We start from the raw sequence: 21,357 nt of genomic DNA on the forward strand, positions 1-21,357 counted from the left end.
GCGCCAGTGGCGGTGGGCGATTCCGGTTCCCGCACACGCGCTGCCGACAACTGGCGCCCGAACGTGATCGAGAATCGATCGTCGAAGCACTCGAGGGCCGGTGCGCAATGGGGACGTCTACGGAACGGATCGAGGAATTTATGGCGGAGATTCGGCACCGACGTCGGGTTCGCGCGGTCAACACCAGCCGCACCCTGGCCGTCGTCGGCGCAGTGGCGGTCGGAATGACGCTGGGCACCGGACCTGCCGCCGCGGGCGTGGACAACGCCAACAGCCTCGTCGACGCCGGCGGCGACCGGGTCGAGGTCTCCCAGGGCGACACCTCGATCAACGCGGTGCCGCCGCTCGACAGCTCGCCGCTGAGCCGCGAGTTCTTCCACAACGGCTACGCGGAGGTCCAGATCACCGGCCCCCACGCGGCCGACGCCAAGGGCACCAAACTCACCTTCGGCTACCAGCTGGGCTACCCGATCGCCATCACCGGCGCGACCATCCAGCTCAACACCCCGGGCCTCGGCTTCGAGCTCGAACACAGCGACAACGCCCTCGTCGGCTTCGGCGCCGGCCTCCCGCCCACGCTCGCCCTCAACGCCAACAACCGCGCCGAACTGCTGGGCGACTTCATCCCCCGGCAGAACTTCACCTTCGACCTGCAGCCCGGAGGCATCACCGACGTGCCCATCGTCAAGGACAAGGCCTTCGACGGGCCCGGGACACGGATCCGAATCGCAGGGGTGCACGGCAGCGTGGCCGGCGCGATCGGCCAGGTGACCATCCGGCCGTACGCACGGGCCGAGACCGACGCCGGCGACATCGTGATGACCTACGGCGCACCGGTCCCGCTGTAGATCTCGAACGTCCGGACCGGACCGCGTCACAGGCGCGATCCGGTCCGGGTCTCGTTCGGGCCGAGGGCGGTCAGAACGCCGATTCGTCGAAGTCCATCAGGTCGACGTCGATGGAGTCGAGGACCACCCGCACCGAGGCCAGCAACGGCAGCACGTTCTTGGCGAAGAACGATGCGGCCATGAGCTTGCCCCGATAGAACGGCTCGTCCTTGGCTTGTGCGCCGGCGTCCAGGGCCGCCTGCGCGATCTCTGCCTGGACCAGCAGTCGCCATCCGATCAACAGGTCCCCCACCGCGTAGAGGAAGCGGACCGACCCCAGCCCCACCTTGTACAACTCGGCGGGCTGTTGCTGGGCGGCGATGAGATAGCCGGTCAGCGTTGCCGCCATCGCCTGCACGTCCGTCAGCGCGGACCCGAGCAGTGCTCGCTCGGTCTTGAGCCGGCCGTTGCCGTCGGACGCGTCGACGAACGCCTGGATCTGCGCCGCCAGGTGCGCGAGCGCAACCCCTCGGTCGCGGGCGATCTTCCGAAAGAAGAAGTCCTGCGCCTGAATTGCCGTGGTGCCCTCGTACAGCGTGTCGATCTTGGCGTCCCGGATGTACTGCTCGATCGGATAGTCCTGCAGGTACCCCGAGCCGCCGAGGGTCTGCAGGCTCTCGGCGAGAAGCTCGTAGGCCCGCTCGGAGCCGACGCCCTTGACGACCGGCAGCAGCAGGTCGTTGACCCGAGCCGCCAGCTCGGCGTCCGCGCCGGAGACCAACGCCGCCACGTCCGGGTTCTGGTGTGCGGCGGTGTAGAGGTAGACCGCCCGCAGCCCCTCCGCATACGCCTTCTGCCGCACCAGGCTTCGCCGCACGTCGGGGTGATGGGTGATGGTGACCCGCGGCGCGGCCTTGTCCGCCATCGCCGTCAGGTCGGCACCCTGCACCCGTTCCTTGGCGTACGCCAACGCGTTCAGGTATCCGGTGGACAGGGTTCCGGTGGCCTTGGTGCCCACCATCATTCGGGCGTTCTCGATCACCTGGAACATCTGGGCGATGCCGTCGTGGACGTCCCCGACCAGCCACCCGACCGCGGGCACGTCGGTGGCGCCGAAGGTGAGCTCGCACGTCGGCGACGACTTGATGCCCATCTTGTGTTCGACGCCGGTCACGTACACCCCGTTCCGCTCGCCGAGCTCGAGGGTATCCGGGTCGAACAGGTACTTCGGCACGTAGAACAGGCTCAAGCCCTTGGTGCCGGGACCAGCGCCCTCCGGACGCGCCAACACGAGGTGGAAGAGGTTCTCCGCGGTGTCGCCGACGTCGCCGCCCGAGATGAACCGCTTGACTCCCTCGATGTGCCAGGTGCCGTCGGTCTGCGCCACGGCACGGGTACGGCCCGCGCCCACATCGGAACCCGCGTCCGGTTCGGTCAGGACCATCGTGCCCGCCCAACCACGCTCGAATCCGGCCTTCGCCCAGTGCTGCTGCTGCTCGGTGCCCACCGTGTACAGCACGCTGGCCATCAGCGGCCCCATGTTGAAGAAGCTCGCGGAGCCGTTCGCCGCGACCATCATCTCGCCGATCGCCCAGACCAGCGGCGCGGGAGCCGGAACACCGCCCATCCCCTCGGGCAGTCCGAGTCGCGACCATCCCGCCTCGTTCACCGCCTCGACCGTCCTGCGCAGCGCGTCGGGGACGACGACGGCGTGGTTCACGGCGTCGAACTCGACTGGGTGGCGGTCGGCGTCCACGAACGAGTCCGCCACCGGCCCCTCCGCCAGCCTCGCGACCTCCGCGAGGATCTCGCGCACGGTCCCGGAGTCGAGGTCACCGTATGCCCCGCTGTCGAGGAGGTTCCCGATTCCGAGCACCTCGAACATGTTGAACTCGATGTCGCGCACATTGCTCTTGTAGTGACCCATGCCGCTACCTCCGCTGGTGGACGATGCCGAACTGGAGCCTGCCCGCCCTGGAATGCGTACGCAACCGTAGGTAGGGACGCCGACGAACGGCCCGGCCGAACACGCCGACCAGCCCGCTCGGTCCGGGACCGGTTTCGCTCCCCTACCCTGTCACGGTGAGTGATTCCGGTCCCGACCACGACGCTGCCCGCGACGCGTTCGCGCGCGACGACCGGCTCCGGCTCTTCGCGTTCGCGACCGCCGAGAAGCGGGCCGACTACCTGTGGGTGCTGCGGGCGTTCGACCAGGCGCGCGCCAACTACGTGGTGCTGCTGCGCGCCGGTGAGGTGGCCGAGACCCTCGTCCGGCTCGCGCCGGACCAGCCGGCCGGACGCCTCGCACCGAACGAGATCACCCCGCTGCTCGAACAACTGCATCTGTGGGGTGTGCTCGAGCGCAGCTACGACGGCAGCCGGGTGGCGACGCTCGCCGAGTACCGCAATCGACATTTCGTGTATCAGTTCAGCCAGGTCGGCTACCAGGCTTTCCGTGCCGTGGAGGACGTGCTCGGCGCGCGCCTCGACGAGGTGTCCCTGTCACGGTTGGCGCTGCCCGACCTGCTCGCCGACCTGGTCGAACTCGCGGCGGCGAACCGGGCCGCGGACGGCGACCTCATCTACCGCAAGCTGCGCCGACTCGACGACACCCTGACGGACCTGGCCTCGCGCGCGGCACAGTTCTACCTCACGCTCGGTGAGCTGGTACGCACCACCGAGATCACCCCGGAGTCGTTCCTGTCGCACAAGGACGCCCTGCTCACCCACATGCGCGAGTTCAGCTCCGACCTGGCCCGGTACGCACCGAAGCTGGCCGAGGCCATCACCGGGGTGGAGGCGACGGGCGTCGAGCGGCTGATCGCGCGGGCCGCGGCGAGCGACGAGCGGGTGATGCTCCCGATCGACGAGCGCGAGCGAGACTGGGCGGCGCGCTGGGCCGGGCTCACCCAGTGGTTCACCGCCGTCGAGTCGGAGGTCAGCGAGTCCGATCGCCTGCGCGAGGGCACCATGAACGCCATCGCGGCGGTGCTGACCCTGCTGCGCCGGGTCACCGAGACGCGCCGGGGCGGGGTGAGCCGGGAGAGCCAGTTGCGGCACCTCGCGGGCTGGTTCGCCGCGGCGCCCACCGAGGACGCCGCGCACGCCCTGTTCCAGGCGGTCTTCGACCTGGGCCGGCCCCGGCACCTGTCCACGGTGCACCCGGATGCGGACCTGATCCCGGACTCGAGGTCGTGGTGGGAGGCGCCGCCGGTGGAGATCTCCCGCACCCTCGCCGAGACGGGGCGCCCGGCCTCCCCCGGCCTACCCGGGCGGGTGCAACGCAACGACGCCAGCATCCGCAGGCTGAGGGAGCGACAACTCGCCGCCCAACGCGCCCGTGCCGCCGCCGCGTCCTCGCTGGCCGCCGGCGGCGCCTACGACCGAACCCTGGACGAGGAGGAGACGGAGGTGCTGCTCAGCCTGCTCAACGCCGCGCTCACCGCACGCGTCACGGTCAGCGGCAGCGTCCGCAGTTCCACCGGGTCCGAGAACGGCGTCCGGTTGACGCTCTCACAGCACGAGACGTCCACGACCGTGCAGACCTCCCGTGGTCGCCTGCACCTGGATCGACTCAAGCTGAGTGTGCAGTGAGGGCCCGCGAGATCGCGCCGCTGGCGCTCGACTCCTACCAGCGTGCCGCCCGGGTGATCCTGTCCAATCACCTTGTCACCGTGTCGTACCCGGACGCGGCGGCGCTGCCGCTGCTGCGCCGGTGGGCCACCGAACTGCGCGAGGACCTGCTCGAGCTGTTCGGCTATCGGCTCGAGGTCACCGAGACGACGGCACGACTGTTCACCGTCGTCGACCGGCTGGACCCGACCGCTCCCGCCCGTACCGGCTCCGACCGACCCTTCGACCGCCACCGCTACGCCTATCTCGCGCTGGCGCTGGCGGCGCTCGGCCGGGCGGGTAAGCAGATCACCCTCTCCGAGCTGGCCGACCACGTCTCGGCCGAGGCGGGGCAGGTGGGCGGCATCGACCTGGCCACCGAGCGCGCCGCCGACCGGGACGCGTTCGTCGACGCGGTCGGCTGGCTCGCCGCCCGCGGCGCGATCAGCCTCGCCGACGGCGACGCCGGCAGCTGGGCCACCAATCCCGAAGCGGGCGAGGCGCTCTACGACATCGACCGCTCCGTCGTGGTGGCGCTGTTCCGGCCGCCGCGCGCGCTGCAGCATCTGACGTCCGTGCGCGGACTGATGGCCGTCCGGGACGGCGAGCCGGACCTGCGCGAGACCGGGCGCCGCATCCGGCGCGCCCTGGTGGAGCGTCCTGTCGTGTACGCCGACGAACTCGACGACGCGGAGCGGCTCCAGCTCGCCCTGCCCCGCACGACCGCCGACGTGGAACTGCTCACCGGGCTCGTCGCCGAGCGGCGCGCGGAGGGAGTCGCCCTGATCGACGTGTCCGGGCGGATGTCGGACGTGCGGTTCCCGAGCACCGGAACGATCGCCCAGGTGGCCCTGCTGCTGGCCGGCGAGATCGCGGACCGGGTGCTCGATCCGGACGCCCCCGACCTGATCCGGCTTCCCATGCCGGACCACCGCGACACCGAACTCGTCGACGACCTCGATGCGGCACTGCCCGAGGCCGGCGTCTTCGGCGATCTCGCCGAGCGGCCGGAGGTCCCCACGACCGAACCGGATCTCCGCCCCGACGCGACCTTCCCCCTCGTCGAGGACAGCTGGCTCGACGACGCGGTGGCCGATCTCGTCCGCCGGTTCGGCAAGACCTTCGCCGCGCAGTGGCAGGCCGATCAGGCCGGCCTGCGCGCCCGGGCGGTCGGGCTGCTCGACCAGCTGCGGTTGGTGCGCGGAACGGTCGGCGGTGTGCTGGTGCTGCCCGCGCTGGCCCGGTACCGGGACGTCGTCGTCACCGTTCGCGACCGCACCCCGCAACCCGAGCTGTTCACCGAGCCCGTCCCGAGCGACCACTAGAGAAGTAGAGGCAGATCGCATGGCTAGCGCGCGCTTTCGTCCCACCCGGGCCGGGATCATCAACCTCTGGGACTACCGCGACCAGGAGTTCTCCTTCGCCGACGGCCGGCTGGTGCTGCGCGGCCCGAACGGGTCGGGCAAGACCAAGGCGCTCGAGGTGCTCTTCCCGTTCGTCCTCGACGGACGCATCGAGCCCCGCCGGCTCAATCCGTTCGCGGGCGAGGAACGGACGATGAAGTCCAACCTGCTCTACCGGGGCGACGACAGCGCCCACTCCTACGTCTGGATGGAGTTCGCGCGCGGTTCGCAGGAGGACCCGGAGGCCGTCACCGTGGGCATCGGGATGCGAGCGACCCGGCAGAACGACAAGGTCACCCGCTGGCACTTCGTCGCGGACGGGCGGGTCGGCGTCGACTTCTCGCTGCTCGGCGGGGGCGACCAGCCGCTGACCAAGCGGCAGCTCGCCGAGGAGATCGGCGGCGACGCGATCACCGACCGCGCCGTGGACTACCGTGCCGCGATCGACGCCCGGCTGTTCGGCCTCGGCGCCCAGCGGTACGACCAGCTGATCAACCTCATCCTCACCCTGCGGCGGCCGCAGCTGGCCAAGAACCTCGACCCGAAGGGCCTCTCGCAGGCCCTCACCGACGGACTGCGCCCGCTCGACGAGCAGTTGGTGCTCGAGGCGGCCCGTTCGTTCAGCGACATGGAGGAGGTCGGCCGGGCGCTCGAGGGCCTGGCCGCGGCCGACCAGGCCGCGCAGGGCTTCGTCGGCGTGTACACCAAGTACCTCCGGCAGCAGGCGCGCACCGACGTCGAACAGGTCGCGCGCCGGCTCGAGGCCGTGGCCGGCGCCGTCACCGCCCTGACCGAGACCTCACAGCTCCAGACCCACCGGCAGCAGGAACGGGGTGCGGCGCAGGAAAGGTACGAAGGCGCCGAACGCGATTTCGAGCTGTGCAAGGCCGAGGAAGACGCCCTGCAGCGATCGAGCGCCTACGAGGGCAAGCAGCAGCTCGACGACCTCGCCGCCGCGGTCTCCGAGCTCGAGAAGTCCACCGAGCAGCAGGCCGACAAGGCGCGCCGGGCCCAGGCCAGCCTGTCGCAGCGCGCCGAGGAAGCCGCGCAGTCGGCGGCCAAGGTGACCCGGTCGGTGGAGGCCCTGGCCCGGGCCGAGGACGAACTGCAGGCCGCCGCCGAGGACGCCGGGATCGTGTGGACACCGCTGCCGGACGGCGCCCGAGGCGACCAGATCACGACCGCGGTCCGCGGGCACGCCGAGGAACGCGACGGCGACGTGCGCATCGTCCGGGCGGCACTGACCACGGTCGAGAAGGCGGCCACCGAGCGGGTCCGAGCCGAGCGTGCCGCGGACCGCGGCCGCGAGCTGCTCGACACCGCGACCGCCGCCCTCAAGGAGTCCGAGGCCGAGGCCGCGCTCGCCCGGAAGGACTGCGCGACGGCGGTCCGCACCTGGTGGACCAAGCATTCCGCCATGTACTCGTCGATCGGCGTGCGCAGCGACCTGTTCGTCGCGCTGCACGAGTCGGTCGCCGAGATCGGCGACGACGAACACCCCGGGTTCGCCGCGCTGCTGGCCCAGCACGCCGAGGACGGGACCGAGCGGGTGCGCGCCCGCCGCCGCGAGGCCGCGATCGAGGCCGACCAGGCCGCGGCGACGGCCGTCGAGCTCACCGCCGACCGGGCCGCGGTCGCCGCCGAACGCGACGACGCCCCGCCTGCCTTCGCGGCCCGCACGGGGTCCAGGGCCGAACTCGACGGGGCCCCGCTGTGGCGCCTGGTCCGGTTCGCCGACGGGGTGTCCGCCACGGAGGCGGCCGGCGTCGAGTCCGCGCTGCAGGCCGCGAACCTGTTGGACGGCTGGGTCTTCGGCGGCGCGGGCGCCGTCCCCGAGGCGGACTCCGAGCAGTTCCTCACCGCCCTGCCCGCCGCAGCGCGTCCGTCCGGTCCGACGCTGGCCGACGTCCTGGTCGCCGAGTCCGACGCCGGCGTTCCCGAGGACCGGGTCACCGCGCTGCTGGCCTCGATTGCGCTGCACCGGGATTCGACCCCGGACGGCCCGGGCGCCGGCGTCTCCGTCGACGGCCGGTTCCGGCAGGGCGTCCAGCACGGCCGTCACAGAAAGCCCGACGCCGAGTACATCGGCGCCACCGCCCGCGCCCGGCGCCGGGCGCAACGGATCGCCGAACTCGACGCGGCCGTCGCCGAGGCGCACGCCGCCGCCGCCTCCGCCCAGGCCGCGCAGCGAGACGCGGGCGAACTGCTGAGCGCGCTCGCCGCGGCCGCGCAGGCCCTGCCCCGCGCCACCGCGGTCCTGGCCGCGCTGCGGTCCGTCGCGGAGTCGGCGGGCGCGTTGCGCACCCGGTCGGAGGCCGCCGCCGCCACCCAGCGCGAACTCGACCAGGCCGTCGCCGATCACGGCGCCAAGGAGCGGAAGCTCCGCACCACCGCGGTCGCCCACCGCGCCCCGCACCAGGCCCGGGAACTGGACTCGCTCGCCGCCGCGATCCGGCATTTCGACAAGCAGGGCGACCTGGTGCTGCGGTGCCTGCGGGATCAGGACAAGGAGCTCGAGCACCGGCGCGAGGCCGACGACCGCCACAGCGAGGCCCGGGCAGTCGCCGAGGAGTTCGCCGAGGAGGTCGCGCTCGCGCAGGAGAAGCTGGCGCAGCAGCTCCAGCGGCTCGACACCCTGCGGGAGGCCCTCGGTGCCGGCGCCGACCAGATCGACGCGGACCTCGATCGGGTGCGGGCGAAGATCGAGGCCGCGGCCGCCGAGCAACGCGCGGCGCGCAAGGCGTACGACACCGCCGTGGAGCAGATCGGCAAGGCCGAGGGCGCCTGCAACGCGGCGGTGGAGGCCCTGCGCAGCGCGTTGACCGAGGCCCGAGCCGACGCCGACCGGTTGGCGCCGTACGCCCAGAAGGACCTGCTCGAACTGCTCGGGGTGACCGAGGCGCACTCGTGGCCGGCCAGCACGGCCGCCTGGCTGAGCCCGGACCAGCTCGTGTACCGGATCCGTGACGAGGAGTCGCAGGACCGGACCCCGGTGCTCCCGGCCGAGGTGGATGCGCTGTACCGGGCCCTCGCCGCGGCCACCGAGTCCGTCAAGACCAGTGAGAACGCCGGGAAGTCGGCACGGACCGCGCTGACGTCGGCGCTGCAGGACTTCGACGCGCAGCTCGCAGCGGCCGGACAGGACTACCGGCTGCACTGGGACGCGCCGGACGGCCTGACCACCGTCCGGGTCCAGGACGACACCGGGTTCTCCTCGGTCGGCGAGTTCGCGGCCCGGGTCGGTGCGGCCCGTGGGGACCAGGAGCTGCTGCTCACCGAGTCGGAGCGACGGATCCTCGAGGACGCGCTGCTGACCGGGCTGGCCCAGCAGATCCACGAACGCACCGTCGACGCGCGTGACCTCATCGCCCAGATGGGCGCCGAGATGCGCGAACGACGGATGTCCTCGGGCAGCACCATCGGCGTGCACTGGGTGCTGGCGGACAACCTGGACGAGGGCACGCGCGCGGTGTCCAAGCTGCTCGACCGGGACGCCACCGGCCTCGGATCCGACGAGTTGTCCACCATGCGAGCTCATTTCGCGGCACAGATCAGGGCCGCGAGGGCCGCTCATCCCGAGCGGGCGTACCCGGAGATCCTGTCGGCGGCGCTGGACTACCGCCGCTGGCGGGTGTTCTCGTTCACCTTGATCGGCGGCGACGGCAGCGAGGACCGGCTCACCGTCGCCCGGCACGGCGCCCTCTCCGGCGGCGAACAGTCCGTCTCGCTGCACCTTCCGCTGTTCGCGGCCGCGCACGTCATGCTGTCCTCGGCAGATCCGCACGCCCCGCGCCTGCTCGGCCTGGACGAGGCTTTCGCCGGCGTCGACGACAACGGCCGCAGCGAATTGCTCGGGCTGAGCGTGCAGTTCGACCTGGACCTGTTCATGACCGGTTACGACCTGTGGGTGACCTACGCGGGGGTTCCCGGCTGCGCCCACTACGATCTCTCCCACTCGACCGCCGAGCAGTCGGTCAGCGCGGCGCTGATGGTGTGGGACGAGGGGGTGCTGCTGCAGGAGCACGACGGGTCGGACCTCGCGCAGGCGCTCGGCTCGCCGTTGCGCCGCCGCGTGTTCGCGCCCGCCGAGGGCGGTCTGGACTTCGCGGAGGTGTGAGCTGACGGCCGGCTGGGACTAGCCTCAATTCCCAGGAGGCCGCGCGACGATGCTGCACGTCTCCCTGTTGGGAGAACAGGCGATCACCGACGACGCGACCGGCACCGAACCGGTCCGGTCGCCGCGCACCCTTGCGCTGCTCGCGTACCTGGCCGTCCACGCGGGGGCCCCGCAGGCACGTCCGCGCCTCGCCGCCGTGTTCTGGCCGGACTCGGCGGACGGCCAGGCGCTGACGAACCTGCGCCGCGAGTTGCACCACCTCCGCCGGGTCCTCGGCGACGACGACGCCCTGCTCGTCAGCCCGCAGGATCTGTGCTGGCAGGACAGTCCGACCTGCCTCGTCGACGTGCGCACATTCGACAGCGAACGGATCGCGGCGTTCGCGGCGGAGGCGGGCGGAGACGAGGCCGCGGCGCTCGAGCACGCGGACCGCGCCCTCGCCGCCTATCGGGGACCGCTGCTGCCCGGGCTGTACGAGGACTGGGTCCTCGACCTGCGCACCGACCTCGAGCAGCGCTGCGTCGACCTGTGCGACCTGGTCTGCCGCCACCGCAGGCGCCGCGGCGACGGGGTGGCAGCGACTACTGCGATCCGACGTCGAATTGCATTGCGACCGTTGGAGGAATCCGGCTACCGCACTCTGATGGACCTGCAGGCCGACCTCGGCGATCGGGGCGGCGCAGTCAGCACCTACCACCGCTGCGCGACCGTCCTCGAGCGCGAGCTCGGGGTCGGCCCCGACCCGGCAACCCGCGCGACCCTGAAGCGGGTGCTCTCGTCCGGCTCCCCCGCGGTGCCGGTGCGCGGACCGGGCGACGTGCGTGCCGGGCACGCCGCGGCCGCCCTTGTGGGACGGTCCCGGGAACTCGCCGCGCTCCGGGCGCTGTGGAACGCCTGCACGACCGACGGTCCCCGCCTCGCGTTGATCCGCGGCGCAGCGGGAGTGGGCAAGACCCGGCTGCTCACGGAGACGGCCGAGTTCGTCCGGGCGCAGGGCGCGACGGTGGCGGGGACACAGTGCTTCGGGACGTCGGGGCGACTGGCCCTCGCACCGGTTGCGGACTGGCTCCGGAACCCGGCGCTGCAGTCGGCCTCCCTCGAACCGCTCTGGGCCGCCGAGGTGAACCGACTGGTGCCCGCCGACCGCCGTCCGACCACGTCGACGCGCGCCGGTGCCGGTGCCGTCGCCGACGCCTGGCAGCGGCAGCGGTTCTTCGAGGGGCTCGCCCGCGCACTGACCGCACGCGGCCGACCGACGCTGCTGACCGTCGACAACCTGCAGTGGTGTGATCCGGAGACGCTCGCATTCCTCGCCTACTGCCTCGCGCTGGTACCGGACGCTCCCCTGCTGGTGCTCGGGACCATGCGCGACGACTGGTCGGGCGGCGCAGGCGAGGCACAACAGTGGGCCACCGGCCTGCGGACCGCAGGCCTGCTCACCGACATCACGCTCTCCCCGTTGGAGATCGACGACACCGCACGACTCGCCGAGTCCCTCTCCGGGCGGGAGTTCGGTGCGGCGGACCGCCTCCTGCTGCAGTCGACCACCGGCGGATTCCCGCTCTACGTCGTGGAGGCGGTGCGGGCCTCGACCAACCCCGCCGAGCCCGCGCTGCCGGCCCGCGACCTCACCGCGGTCCTGCGGCAACGGCTCGACCAGTGCGGTCCGTTCGCCCGCGAAATCGCGGGACTGGCCGCCGCGGTGGGCCGGAACTTCACCCTCGAGCTGCTCACCGAGGCCAGCGACCTCGACGCGGGAGAGGTCGTGCAGGCGGTGGACGAACTGTGGCGCCGCCGCATCGTCCAGGAGACCGGCACCGGCTACGACTTCTCCCACGACCTGCTGCGTGACGCGGCGTACGCGCAGGTCAGTCCCCCGAAACGATGGCTGCTGCACCGTCGACTCGCGCAGGGACTCGAGTTGCTCCACGCCGGTGACACGGACTCCGTCTCGGCCGCGCTCGCCGAGCAGTACGACCGCGGCGGTCGACCGGACCGTGCGGTGGTCTTCTACCGCCGGGCCGCGCTCGTCGCGTCCGAACGCTACGCCCACGAGGAGGCGATCCGGCTGCACCGGGCGGCGCTGTCGATCGTGCGCACCCGACTCGACGGCAAGGAGGGCGACCGGCAGGAACTCGACCTGCTCGAGTCGATGGCCGCACCGCTCAACGCCCGGTACGGGTACGCCTCGCAGGAACTGGAGCAGACCCTGGAACGCTCGCTCGAACTGTCGGAGAGCCTCGTCCGCCCGGAGTCCGAACTGACCGCCCTCGTCGGACTCTGGGCGTCCCGGTTCGTCCAGGGCCGGATCGCCGACGCGCACCGAGCGGCGAGCCGGGCGCTCTCGCAGGTCCGCCCGGGTTCCGAGCTGGGCAGTTCGGCGCACTTCGCCTACGGCGGATCCGCCGTCAGCCTCGGCAGACCCGAGGAGGCATTGCGGCACTTCGCGATTGCCGCGCAACTCGCGGGCGGCACGCACACCTGGACGATCGGCACCCGGCCCGACGTGCACGGCAGCGCCTGGGCCGCGCACGCCGACTGGCTGGTGGGCCGCGACGAGCAAGCACTGGCGAGTTGCCGGCGCGCGGTCGACCTGGCCCGCACCATCCACCACCCGTACAACCTCGCGGTCGCGCTCGCCTACGCGGGCATCACCCACCAGCTTCGCGGGGACCTGACCGCGCTCCGCGCCACCGTCGAAGAGCTGCGCGGGTTGTGCGACCGGTACGACTTCGCCTACTACCGCGAATGGGGACTCGTCCTCGACGGCTGGTCGCGCCCGGGCGGGTCCGGCCTGGACCTGGCCCGCGCGGGCATCGACAACCTCAAGGCCGAGGGCGCCTTCGCCCGGATGCCCTACTGGCTGTCCCTGCTGGCGGACCTGTGGGTGCGCGCCGGCCGCCCCGACGCCGCCCGGGGCGTGCTCGACGCGGCGCTCGTGGCCGCACACTCCCGCAGCGATCTGTGGTGGCTGCCCGAGGTGATGCGGGTGCGCGCCGCGTCGGACGAGCCTGCGGCCGCGGCCGAAGGACTCCGCTCGGCCGCAGCGTTGGCCGAAGCCCACGGGTCCGTCGCCTTGCTGCGGCGCTGCGAGTGCGACCTGGCCGACCGCGGGTTTCCCCAGCCCGGTTCGACCCGAACGCCGCGCCCGAACGCTGCGCGAACGCCGCGTTCCTAGCGTTGACGGTGCGGACGTTCGACAGTCGGGCGCCGCGCCCGAAGGAGGGTTCGCCATGACCACCACACCGACCCGCGCCGCCACCGCGCCGTTCGAGGCGCTCGCCGGCGTTCTGCGCGGCGACCTGATCACCCCCGACCACGACGGCTACGGCCAGGCCCGCGCCGTCTACAACGCGATGATCGACCGCCGGCCCGCCGCCGTCGCACGCTGCCGCGACGCCGCGGACGTGGTGGCCTGCGTGCGGTTCGCTCACGAACACGGCCTCGAGGTCGCGATCCGCGGCGGCGGGCACAATGCGGGCGGGCTCGGCGTGTGGGACGGCGCCCTGGTGATCGACCTGTCGGCGATGCACAGCGTCACCGTCGACCCCGCCAACCACACTGTCCGCGTCGACGGCGGCTGCACCTGGGCCGACGTCGACCACGCCACGGTCGCCTTCGGGATGGCGACGCCGTCGGGCTTCCTCTCCTCCACCGGGGTCGGTGGACTCACCCTCGGCGGCGGCATCGGCTATCTGTCCCGGCGGTTCGGGCTGACCGTCGACAATCTGCTCGGCGCCGACGTCGTGCTGGCCGACGGCAGCCTGGTGCGGGCGGACGAGCACTCCAATCCCGACCTGTACTGGGCGCTGCGCGGCGGAGGCGGCAACTTCGGCGTGGTCACCTCGTTCACCTTCCGCTGTCACGACATCGGCGAGAACGGCGTCGTCGTCGCAGGTCCGGTGCTCTACGACCTCGCCGACGCCGCCGAGGTGATGCGGTGGTACCGGGAACTGCTGCCGTCCCTGCCGGAGGAACTCAGCGGATGGATCAGCCTGATGACGGTGCCGCCTGCCCCGCCGTTCCCGGAGGAGATCTGGGGCCGCAAGGCCTGCGGCATCGTGTGGTGTTACACCGGCCCGCACGACGGTGCCGACGCCGCGCTCGAACCGATTCGCACACACGGCACCCCGCTCCTGGTCGGGGTCGGACCGATGCCGTTCAACGCGCTGCAGGGCGCGTTCGACGCCCTGTATCCGGCCGGGCTGCAATGGTATTGGCGGGCCGACTTCTTCAACGAGATCTCCGACACCGCCATCGAGGTGCACGAGCGGTTCGGGGAGCGACTGCCGACCGGGCACTCCACCATGCACCTGTACCCCATCGACGGTGCCGCGGCCCGGGTCCCGGACGACGCGACGGCGTTCGCCTACCGGGACGGCGGCTGGGCGGGCGTGATCGTCGGTGTCGACCCGGACCCGGCCAATGCGGAGGCGATCACCGACTGGGCCAAGGACTACTGGGAACACCTGCACCCGACGTCCGCGGGCGGGGCGTACGTCAACTTCCTGATGGACGAGGGCACCGGTCGCGTCCGCGCCGCGTACCGCGACAACTACGACCGGCTCGCGCAGGTCAAACGCCGCTACGACCCGGACAACTTCTTCCACGTCAACCAGAACATCGAACCGGCGCCCGCGGCCGGCTGACCGCGGCCGGTGGCTCGCGCAATCCCCATGCCGGCGGCGGGATCTCGTGCGAGCATGGCGGTCATGCCGTTCTCCGTCACCACCCGGCCCAGCGCCCAGGCCGCTGGCGCTCCGGCTCCGGCTCCGGACCTCGAGCCCCTGCCTCGCGTCTGCGTTATCGGCGCGGGATCGTCGGGCATCGCCGCGGCCAAGGCGCTCCACGCCGCCGGAATCCCGTTCGACTGCTTCGAACGGGGAAGCGTGATCGGCGGCAACTGGGTCTACGACAACCCGAACGGGGTGTCCGCCTGCTACGAGACACTGGAGATCAACACCTCCTGCCCGCGGATGGCGTTCTCGGACTTCCCGATGCCCGCCGACTATCCGCCATACGCGCGGCACGACCAGGTCCGCGACTACTTCGAGTCCTACGTGGAGCACTTCGGGTTCCGGCACACCATCACCTTCGGCACCACCGTCGAGCGCGTCGAGCAGGCCCCGGACGGCACGTGGTCGGTGCGTACCACCGGACCTGCCGGCGAGCGCGTTGGGAGCTACGACGCCGTGCTGGTGGCGAACGGGCACCACTGGGACCCGCGCTGGCCGGAGCCCGCCTACCCCGGCACGTTCACCGGTGAGCAGATCCACTCCCACGACTATCGCAACGCCGACCAGCTCGCCGGCCGCGACGTGGTCGTCGTCGGGATGGGCAACTCGGGTCTCGACATCTCGGTCGAGGCGTCCAAGGTCGCGCGCAGCGCCACGCTGTCGGTGCGGCGCAGTCACTGGGTGATGCGCAAGATGCTGCTCGGCAAGCCCGCCGACCGAGTCGCGATGCCGGGCTGGGTGCCGGGCTGGGCGATCTCCGCCGGGCTCCGCGTCGCGGCCCTCACGGCCGGTGACCTGACCCGCTACGGACTACCGCGGCCGACGCACCGCCCCGGCCAGGCGCACCCGGTTCAGTCCGAGCAGATTCGGCCGCGGCTGGCGGCCGGAGCGATCACCCCGAGACCGGGTATCAACCATTTCGACGGCGACACAGTCGTTTTCACCGACGGCAGCCGGTCGCGCGCCGACCTGGTCGTGTGGGCCACCGGCTACCGGGTGAGCTTTCCGTTCTTCGACCCGGAACTGGTCGCCGCCCCCGAGAACGACCTGCCACTGTGGAAACGCACGGTGCACCCGGATCTTCCCGGCCTGTACTTCGTCGGGCTGCTGCAGCCGCTCGGCGCGGTGATGCCGCTCGCCGAGGCGCAGAGCGCGTGGATCGCAGAGACGCTCGCCGGCCGGTACCTACCGCCGCCGGCCGCCGAGATCCGGTCCCAGATGACGGCCGAGCACGATCGCGCCAAGCGGCGGTTCTACAACTCGCCGAGGCACACCATGGAGGTCGACTTCGAGCACTACCTCTGGAGTCTCGAGCGGGAGCGCCGGCGCGGTGCCCGCCGCGCCCGCGCCGCGCGCTGATCACTGACAAGGGGACCGCGACGCCGCCACACCGACTCGCTCACAACGAATCCGCGGTCTACGCGTCTCGCACCTCCACGGTCAGGAACACACTGTTCGGGTCCGGCGCGTGCGGGCGACCCACAATCGGACACCGGGCCGCATCAACGCGTCCACGTCGAGCGCGGGTCGACTCTCGGCCGGACCCGTCGGCACGAGGTCGTCCAGATGCGCCCGCAGAGACTCGATCAACGCCCCGTCGGAGAAGTCCGCTCCCGATATCTGCACCACACCCGACATCGAACAACAGCCGGGACGAGGCGAACCCACGGGGCGGTTCCGGAACCCCCTTGCGGGCAGTTACTCGTCTACGTATATTCGTAGACGAGTAATCGACGAAGGGGTCATCGTGGCGAAACCGCGCAAGGTCTCGAACCTGCTGGCCCTGGCCGTACTGTCCACGGTCTACCAGCGGCCGATGCACCGCTACGAGATGGCGTCGATCATGCGCGAGCGCGGCAAGGACCAGGACATGGACATCAAGTGGGGTTCGCTCTACACCGTTGTCCAGAACATGGAGAAGCACGGATTCCTCGAGTCGGTCGGCGTCACCCGCGCGGGCGCGCGACCCGAGCGCACCGTGTACCAGATCACGGAGGCGGGCCGCGAGGAGTTGATCGACTGGGCGCGCGAGCTGATCTCCACACCCCTGCCGGAACACCCCAAGTTCGCCGCCGGACTGTCCGTGCTGGCCGCCCTGGCGCCCGCGGAGGCGATCACCTTGTTGCAGGCCAGGCTCGACCGGCTCGAGCAGTCGATCAGCACGCAACGGGCGACAATCACCCTGCACGGCGGGGAGATCCCCCGACTGTTCCTGGCGGAGAACGAGTACGGACTCGCCATGACGGTGGCCGAGGCCCAGTGGGTGCGCGCGTTGCTCGCCGAACTCACCTCGGGCAGCTACCCCGATCTGGACGCCTGGCAGGCGTGGCACGCGACCGGCGACCTCCCGCCAGAACTGACCGAGATCGCCGAGAGGGGGTCGCTCCCGGACCAGTGATCAGACCTGGCCCCGGCGGGGTGCTGCAACACGCCGCCGGGACCGTTTCCTCGAACCGACGCCTGGTGAGAGACGAATCCGGCCACGAGGTGGCAACCAAAGGATAGCCGGATCCGCTCCCGCCGGGTGACCCGCGACGACCGTCGCGGCACACCACACAGGAGTAGAACCATGTCCGCAGTCAGAACCGCCCTCGTGATCGGCGGTGGCATCGCCGGCCCCGTCGCCGCTACCGCCCTCCGGATGGCCGGCATCGACGCCACCGTTTACGAGGCGTACCCCGTCGAGTCGAACGGAATCGGCGGCACCCTCGCCCTTGCCCCGAACGGCCTTGCCGCCCTTCGCATCATCGGTATCGACGATTGCGTACGCGCCATCGCGACCCCCATTCCGGCCACCGCGATGACCGTCGCGGGCCGCAGCCTCGGCACCATGCCCGCCCTCGCGGACCTGCCGCCGCTGCAGGTGGTCGAGCGCGGCGACCTGCATCGCGTCCTGCACGACCGCGCGGTGGCGGCCGGAGTCTGCTTCGAGTACGGCAAGCGGCTCGTCGGCGTCGAGGACACCGACGACGGCATCACCGCCCGGTTCGCCGACGGCACCTCCGCGAGTGCGGACGTCCTGATCGGCGCCGACGGGGTCCGCTCCACCGTCCGCACCCTGATCGACCCGGACGCGCCCGGTGCGGGCTACACGGGGATGCTCGGCTTCGGCGGCATCGCCGACGTCGACGTCGAGACCGAGCCGGGCACCATGACCTTCGCGTTCGGCAGGCGCGCGTACTACCTGTACTGGCCGTTGCCCGGCGGCGGCGTCGCCTGGGGCGCGAATCTGCCGTCCCCGCAGTACCTGACCCTCAGCCAGGCACGGGAGATTCCCGCCGAGGACTGGCTGCGCACCCTGCGCGAGACGTACTCCGGCGACCGACCCGGCGGCGTGCTGGCCGACCGCACCACCGCCGACTCGCTGCAGGTGGTCGGTGCGTTGCACATCATGCCGCCGGTCCCGCACTGGCACCGCGGCCGGATGGTGCTGGTCGGCGACGCCGTGCACGCGCCGTCGAACAGCACCGGTCAGGGCGCCTCGCTGGCGATCGAGAGCGCGATCCAGCTCGCCCGGTGCCTGCGTGACCTGCCCGACCCGGCGGCGGCGTTCGCCGCGTACGAGGGGCTGCGGCGGTCCCGGGTGGAGAAGATCGCGGCGCGCGGCGCCAAGATCAACCACTCCAAGACACCGGGGCCCGTGGGGCGGCGGCTCATGCCGCTGCTGCTTCCCATCCTGTTCAGGACCATGAACCTGGAGAAGACCATGGGCGTCGAACAGCGCTACGTCATCGACTGGGACCAGACGGTGCGCTCCCCCGCGCTGGTTCCCTAGTCCGTCGCGCCGGGTTCCGGTCGCACCGACTGCCGGGCCGCACGGGCAAGCACCTGCGGCCCGGTGGTCAGCGCCCGCCGCCAGGGCGCGACCCCCTCGATCTCCACCTCGATCGACAGGCTCAGCACCGTCCGGATGAGCACGATCATCCCCAGAACGGCCGCGTCCGTGAGCGAGGGCGTGGACGTGACGGTCTTGACGATGTCCGCCGCGACGAGGAGCTCGAGGCCGAGCAGGATCGCACCGCCCAGTGACTCGCGCAACGTCCTGAAGGCCCGTCCGCCGTCGGAGGTCCGCCTCCACGTCAGGGCGGCGAGCACGAACGCGAACACGAACCCTACGACCATCGACGCGACGCCGAGCACCTCGAAGGCCTGGGTCGCCCACTCGAAGAAACTGTTCGTGTCCATTCGTCCGAGAACTCCTACTCCGAAGGAGGTTTCGCCTGCGGCCGTCAGTGCAGCGACACACCCAGCAGGGCGTCCACCGCGTCCGCGAGCAGTCCCGGCGCCGCCGCGTCCGAACCGCCGTGCTCGACCGCTCGGGTGGCCCAGCCGTCGACCGCGTCGAGCGCCTTCGCGGTGTCCAGGTCGTCGGCCAGGTGCTGGCGCAGCCGGGCGACGGTGTCCTCGGACGACTGCGCGGTCGGTCGCGCGGCCGCGCGACGCCACAGGTCGAGACGTCGCTCGGCGGTGGCGAGCACCTCGCCGGTCCACGCCCGGTCGGTGCGGTAGTGCCCGGAGAGCAGGCCGAGACGGATCGCCATCGGGTCCACGCCCTCGCCGCGCAGCTTCGACACGAAGACCAGGTTGCCGCGGCTCTTGGACATCTTCTCGCCGTCCAGGCCGATCATGCCGGTGTGCACGTAGTGCCGCGCGAAACGACGCTCGAGCACAATCGATTCCGCGTGCGCGGCGGAGAACTCGTGGTGCGGGAAGATCAGGTCGCTGCCGCCGCCCTGCACGTCGAACCCGGATCCGATGCGGTTCAACGCGATTGCGGAGCACTCGATGTGCCAGCCCGGCCTGCCGGCCCCGAACGGCGACGGCCAGGACGGCTCGCCCGGCCGCTGCGCGCGCCACACCAGGGCGTCCAGGCGGTCCTGCTTGCCCGGCCGGTCCGGATCCCCACCGCGCTCGGCGAAGAAGCGCTCCATGGTCTCGCGGTCGTAGCCGGACTCGTAGCCGAACTGCTCGGTGGCGTCGGCGCGGAAGTAGACGTCGGGGTACTCGGCGTCGTCCACGACGTACGCCGCCCCGGCGGCGAGCAGCTTCTCGACCATCTCGACGACCTCGTTCACCGACTCCACCGCGCCGATGTAGTCGCGCGGGGGCAGCACCCGCAGCGCCTCCATGTCCTCGCGGAAGAGCGCGGTCTCGCGCATGCCGAGGACGACCCAGTCCTCGCCGTCGCGGTTCGCGCGCTCGAACAGCGGGTCGTCGACGTCGGTCACGTTCTGCACGTAGTGCACCGCGTGCCCGGCGTCGCGAAAGAGCCGGTTCACCAGATCGAAGGCGAGATAGGTTGCGGCGTGCCCGAGGTGGGTGGCGTCGTACGGGGTGATCCCGCACACGTACATGGTGGCCGTCTCGCCTGGCGTCACCGGCCGGACCCGACGATCCGCCGTGTCGAACAGCCGCAACGGCGGCCCCTGACCGGGAACGGACGGAACGGCTACTTCGGACCAGGACTGCATGCCACCGAGCCTATCCGAGCGCCGAAGCGGCGACCCGCAGGCGTCGGGTTCGCACCGGCCGACACCAGCCGCTCAGGTACGGCGCCCGAGGCGCGCGGCGAGTGCGGGACCGATCACGGCCAGCGACGACGGCTCGATCATGTCGTTGTGCCCGCAGTCGACCGGGCATTCGTCGATACCCCCGGTGACGAGCGGCCGCCACTCCTGAGCCGACCGGTCGGTGCCCCCGTCCTGCCCGCGCTGCGCCGGGAAGACCAGCAGGTCGCCGTCGAACACACCGGGCACGAAGCGGTGCACGAGCAGGCGCGAGTTGGCGTATCCGTCGTTGATCCGCTCGAGGTGGGCCGCGGTGATCCCCCCGCTACCGAGGAACTCCCCGAGGATGCGCGCCGCGGAGTCGTAGGTCAGGTCCACGTGCTGCCCGGTCGCGCCGACGTCCAGCCCAAGACCACGCAAGAGGTCGGCGAGCTCGAGCCGTCCGAACAGGGGGTCCGAGCCGTCGTCCGGGTAGCTGTCCATGACAGCCAGGGTGGCGACGGACTCGCCTCGCCTCTGCAACTCCACGGCCATCGCGTGCGCGAGGACGCCGCCGAGCGACCAACCGAGCAGGTCGTACGGGCCGTGGGGGGCGATCGCGCGGATCTCGTCGACGTACCGACACGCGAGCTCCTCGACGGATCCGTACGACGGACCGCCGGTGATCGCGGGCAACTGCAGGCCGAACACGGGTCGTTCGGCGGGGAGGTACCGAACCAGCCCGGTGTATCCCCACGACAGCCCGATGCCGGGATGAACACAGAACAGCGGGCGGTCGGTTCCGGTGCCGCGCAGCGGAATCACGACCCGGAGGGCGTCCTCGACGGCGACTGCGCCCGTCTCGCCGATCCGCCCGGCCATCCCGGCCGGCGTCGGATCCAGGAAGAGCATCGGCAGCGAGACGTCCCGCCCGAGCCGCTCGCGGAGTTCGGTCACGACGCGCGTCGCCAGCAGCGAGTTGCCGCCGTGGTCGAAGAAGCTGTCGTCGGCGCCGATCCGCTCCACCCCCAGCACGGCTGCGAACGCGCCCGCGATCGCCGACTCCACCGGGCCGGCAGGAGCCCGGAAGGCGGTCGCGTCCGACGTGAACTCCGGCACCGGCAGCGCGTCCCGATCGAGCTTGCCCGTCGGGGTGGACGGAATTCGGTCGAGCAC

Annotated in this window: 13 protein-coding genes; 9 read left to right on the forward strand and 4 right to left on the reverse strand. The window is 71.7% G+C overall.

The window, feature by feature from the left end; translation table 11 throughout:
• Positions 1 to 140 precede the first annotated feature (140 nt).
• Positions 141 to 848 (forward strand): MspA family porin, encoded by a 708-nt coding sequence (locus ACFXGJ_RS18085; protein ID WP_378622711.1) that lies wholly within the window; start codon positions 141 to 143, stop codon positions 846 to 848.
• Positions 849 to 918: 70 nt separating this feature from the next.
• On the opposite strand, the gene ACFXGJ_RS18090 is transcribed toward ACFXGJ_RS18085, so the two are convergent.
• On the reverse strand, positions 919 to 2,754 hold the full coding sequence (locus ACFXGJ_RS18090) for an acyl-CoA dehydrogenase (protein ID WP_378622714.1): 1,836 nt from the start codon (positions 2,752 to 2,754) through the stop codon (positions 919 to 921).
• A 155-nt stretch (positions 2,755 to 2,909) separates the two neighbouring features.
• Between ACFXGJ_RS18090 and ACFXGJ_RS18095 the strand changes: the two genes are divergently transcribed.
• The 8 genes from ACFXGJ_RS18095 to ACFXGJ_RS18130 all read left to right on the forward strand — a co-directional run bounded on the left by ACFXGJ_RS18095 (position 2,910) and on the right by ACFXGJ_RS18130 (position 18,470).
• The gene (locus ACFXGJ_RS18095; protein WP_378622717.1) at positions 2,910 to 4,421 is read left to right on the forward strand and encodes a TIGR02677 family protein; all 1,512 of its coding nucleotides are present in this window, start codon (positions 2,910 to 2,912) and stop codon (positions 4,419 to 4,421) included.
• Positions 4,418 to 5,764 (forward strand): DUF2398 family protein, encoded by a 1,347-nt coding sequence (locus tag ACFXGJ_RS18100; protein ID WP_378622720.1) that lies wholly within the window; start codon positions 4,418 to 4,420, stop codon positions 5,762 to 5,764. Before ACFXGJ_RS18095 ends, ACFXGJ_RS18100 begins: the two co-directional genes overlap by 4 nt.
• Positions 5,765 to 5,783: 19 nt before the next feature.
• The gene (locus ACFXGJ_RS18105) at positions 5,784 to 9,959 is read left to right on the forward strand and encodes a TIGR02680 family protein (protein WP_378622723.1); all 4,176 of its coding nucleotides are present in this window, start codon (positions 5,784 to 5,786) and stop codon (positions 9,957 to 9,959) included.
• 49 nt (positions 9,960 to 10,008) lie between these two features.
• On the forward strand, positions 10,009 to 13,137 hold the full coding sequence (locus tag ACFXGJ_RS18110; protein ID WP_378622726.1) for an ATP-binding protein: 3,129 nt from the start codon (positions 10,009 to 10,011) through the stop codon (positions 13,135 to 13,137).
• A 55-nt stretch (positions 13,138 to 13,192) separates the two neighbouring features.
• Entirely contained in the window at positions 13,193 to 14,608 is a 1,416-nt protein-coding gene (locus tag ACFXGJ_RS18115) for an FAD-binding oxidoreductase (RefSeq protein WP_378622729.1), read from the forward strand.
• A 54-nt stretch (positions 14,609 to 14,662) separates the two neighbouring features.
• Complete coding sequence (locus tag ACFXGJ_RS18120) at positions 14,663 to 16,054, forward strand: flavin-containing monooxygenase (RefSeq protein ID WP_378622732.1); 1,392 nt, start codon at positions 14,663 to 14,665, stop codon at positions 16,052 to 16,054.
• Between the two features lie 388 nt (positions 16,055 to 16,442).
• Complete coding sequence (locus tag ACFXGJ_RS18125; RefSeq protein ID WP_378622735.1) at positions 16,443 to 17,093, forward strand: PadR family transcriptional regulator; 651 nt, start codon at positions 16,443 to 16,445, stop codon at positions 17,091 to 17,093.
• Positions 17,094 to 17,264: 171 nt separating this feature from the next.
• Positions 17,265 to 18,470, forward strand: a complete 1,206-nt coding sequence (locus ACFXGJ_RS18130) for an FAD-dependent monooxygenase (protein ID WP_378622737.1) — start codon at positions 17,265 to 17,267, stop codon at positions 18,468 to 18,470.
• Here the strand turns inward: ACFXGJ_RS18130 and ACFXGJ_RS18135 are convergent.
• From ACFXGJ_RS18135 to ACFXGJ_RS18145, 3 genes are all read right to left on the reverse strand, one after another.
• On the reverse strand, positions 18,467 to 18,880 hold the full coding sequence (locus ACFXGJ_RS18135; RefSeq protein WP_378622740.1) for a DUF1622 domain-containing protein: 414 nt from the start codon (positions 18,878 to 18,880) through the stop codon (positions 18,467 to 18,469). The two genes, ACFXGJ_RS18130 and ACFXGJ_RS18135, sit on opposite strands and share 4 nt — an antisense overlap.
• Before the next feature lie 44 nt (positions 18,881 to 18,924).
• On the reverse strand, positions 18,925 to 20,166 hold the full coding sequence (gene mshC, locus ACFXGJ_RS18140) for a cysteine--1-D-myo-inosityl 2-amino-2-deoxy-alpha-D-glucopyranoside ligase (RefSeq protein WP_378622742.1): 1,242 nt from the start codon (positions 20,164 to 20,166) through the stop codon (positions 18,925 to 18,927).
• A gap of 72 nt (positions 20,167 to 20,238) precedes the next feature.
• A partial coding sequence (locus ACFXGJ_RS18145) for a thioesterase domain-containing protein (protein WP_378622745.1) occupies positions 20,239 to 21,357 on the reverse strand: 1,119 nt, incomplete at its 5' end.

Origin of the sequence: Rhodococcus sp. NPDC059234, from assembly GCF_042754225.1 — a bacterium.
Classification (GTDB): domain Bacteria; phylum Actinomycetota; class Actinomycetes; order Mycobacteriales; family Mycobacteriaceae; genus Rhodococcus_G.

Bases quoted from the DNA above. Each gene is read 5' to 3' on its own strand.
- ACFXGJ_RS18085 (WP_378622711.1), top strand. From the start codon at position 141: ATGGCGGAGATTCGGCACCGACGTCGGGTTCGCGCGGTCAACACCAGC.
- mshC (WP_378622742.1), bottom strand. From the start codon at position 20,166: ATGCAGTCCTGGTCCGAAGTAGCCGTTCCGTCCGTTCCCGGTCAGGGG.
- ACFXGJ_RS18120 (WP_378622732.1), top strand. From the start codon at position 14,663: ATGGCGGTCATGCCGTTCTCCGTCACCACCCGGCCCAGCGCCCAGGCC.
- ACFXGJ_RS18130 (WP_378622737.1), top strand. From the start codon at position 17,265: ATGTCCGCAGTCAGAACCGCCCTCGTGATCGGCGGTGGCATCGCCGGC.
- ACFXGJ_RS18110 (WP_378622726.1), top strand. From the start codon at position 10,009: ATGCTGCACGTCTCCCTGTTGGGAGAACAGGCGATCACCGACGACGCG.
- ACFXGJ_RS18115 (WP_378622729.1), top strand. From the start codon at position 13,193: ATGACCACCACACCGACCCGCGCCGCCACCGCGCCGTTCGAGGCGCTC.
- ACFXGJ_RS18090 (WP_378622714.1), bottom strand. From the start codon at position 2,754: ATGGGTCACTACAAGAGCAATGTGCGCGACATCGAGTTCAACATGTTC.
- ACFXGJ_RS18105 (WP_378622723.1), top strand. From the start codon at position 5,784: ATGGCTAGCGCGCGCTTTCGTCCCACCCGGGCCGGGATCATCAACCTC.
- ACFXGJ_RS18135 (WP_378622740.1), bottom strand. From the start codon at position 18,880: ATGGACACGAACAGTTTCTTCGAGTGGGCGACCCAGGCCTTCGAGGTG.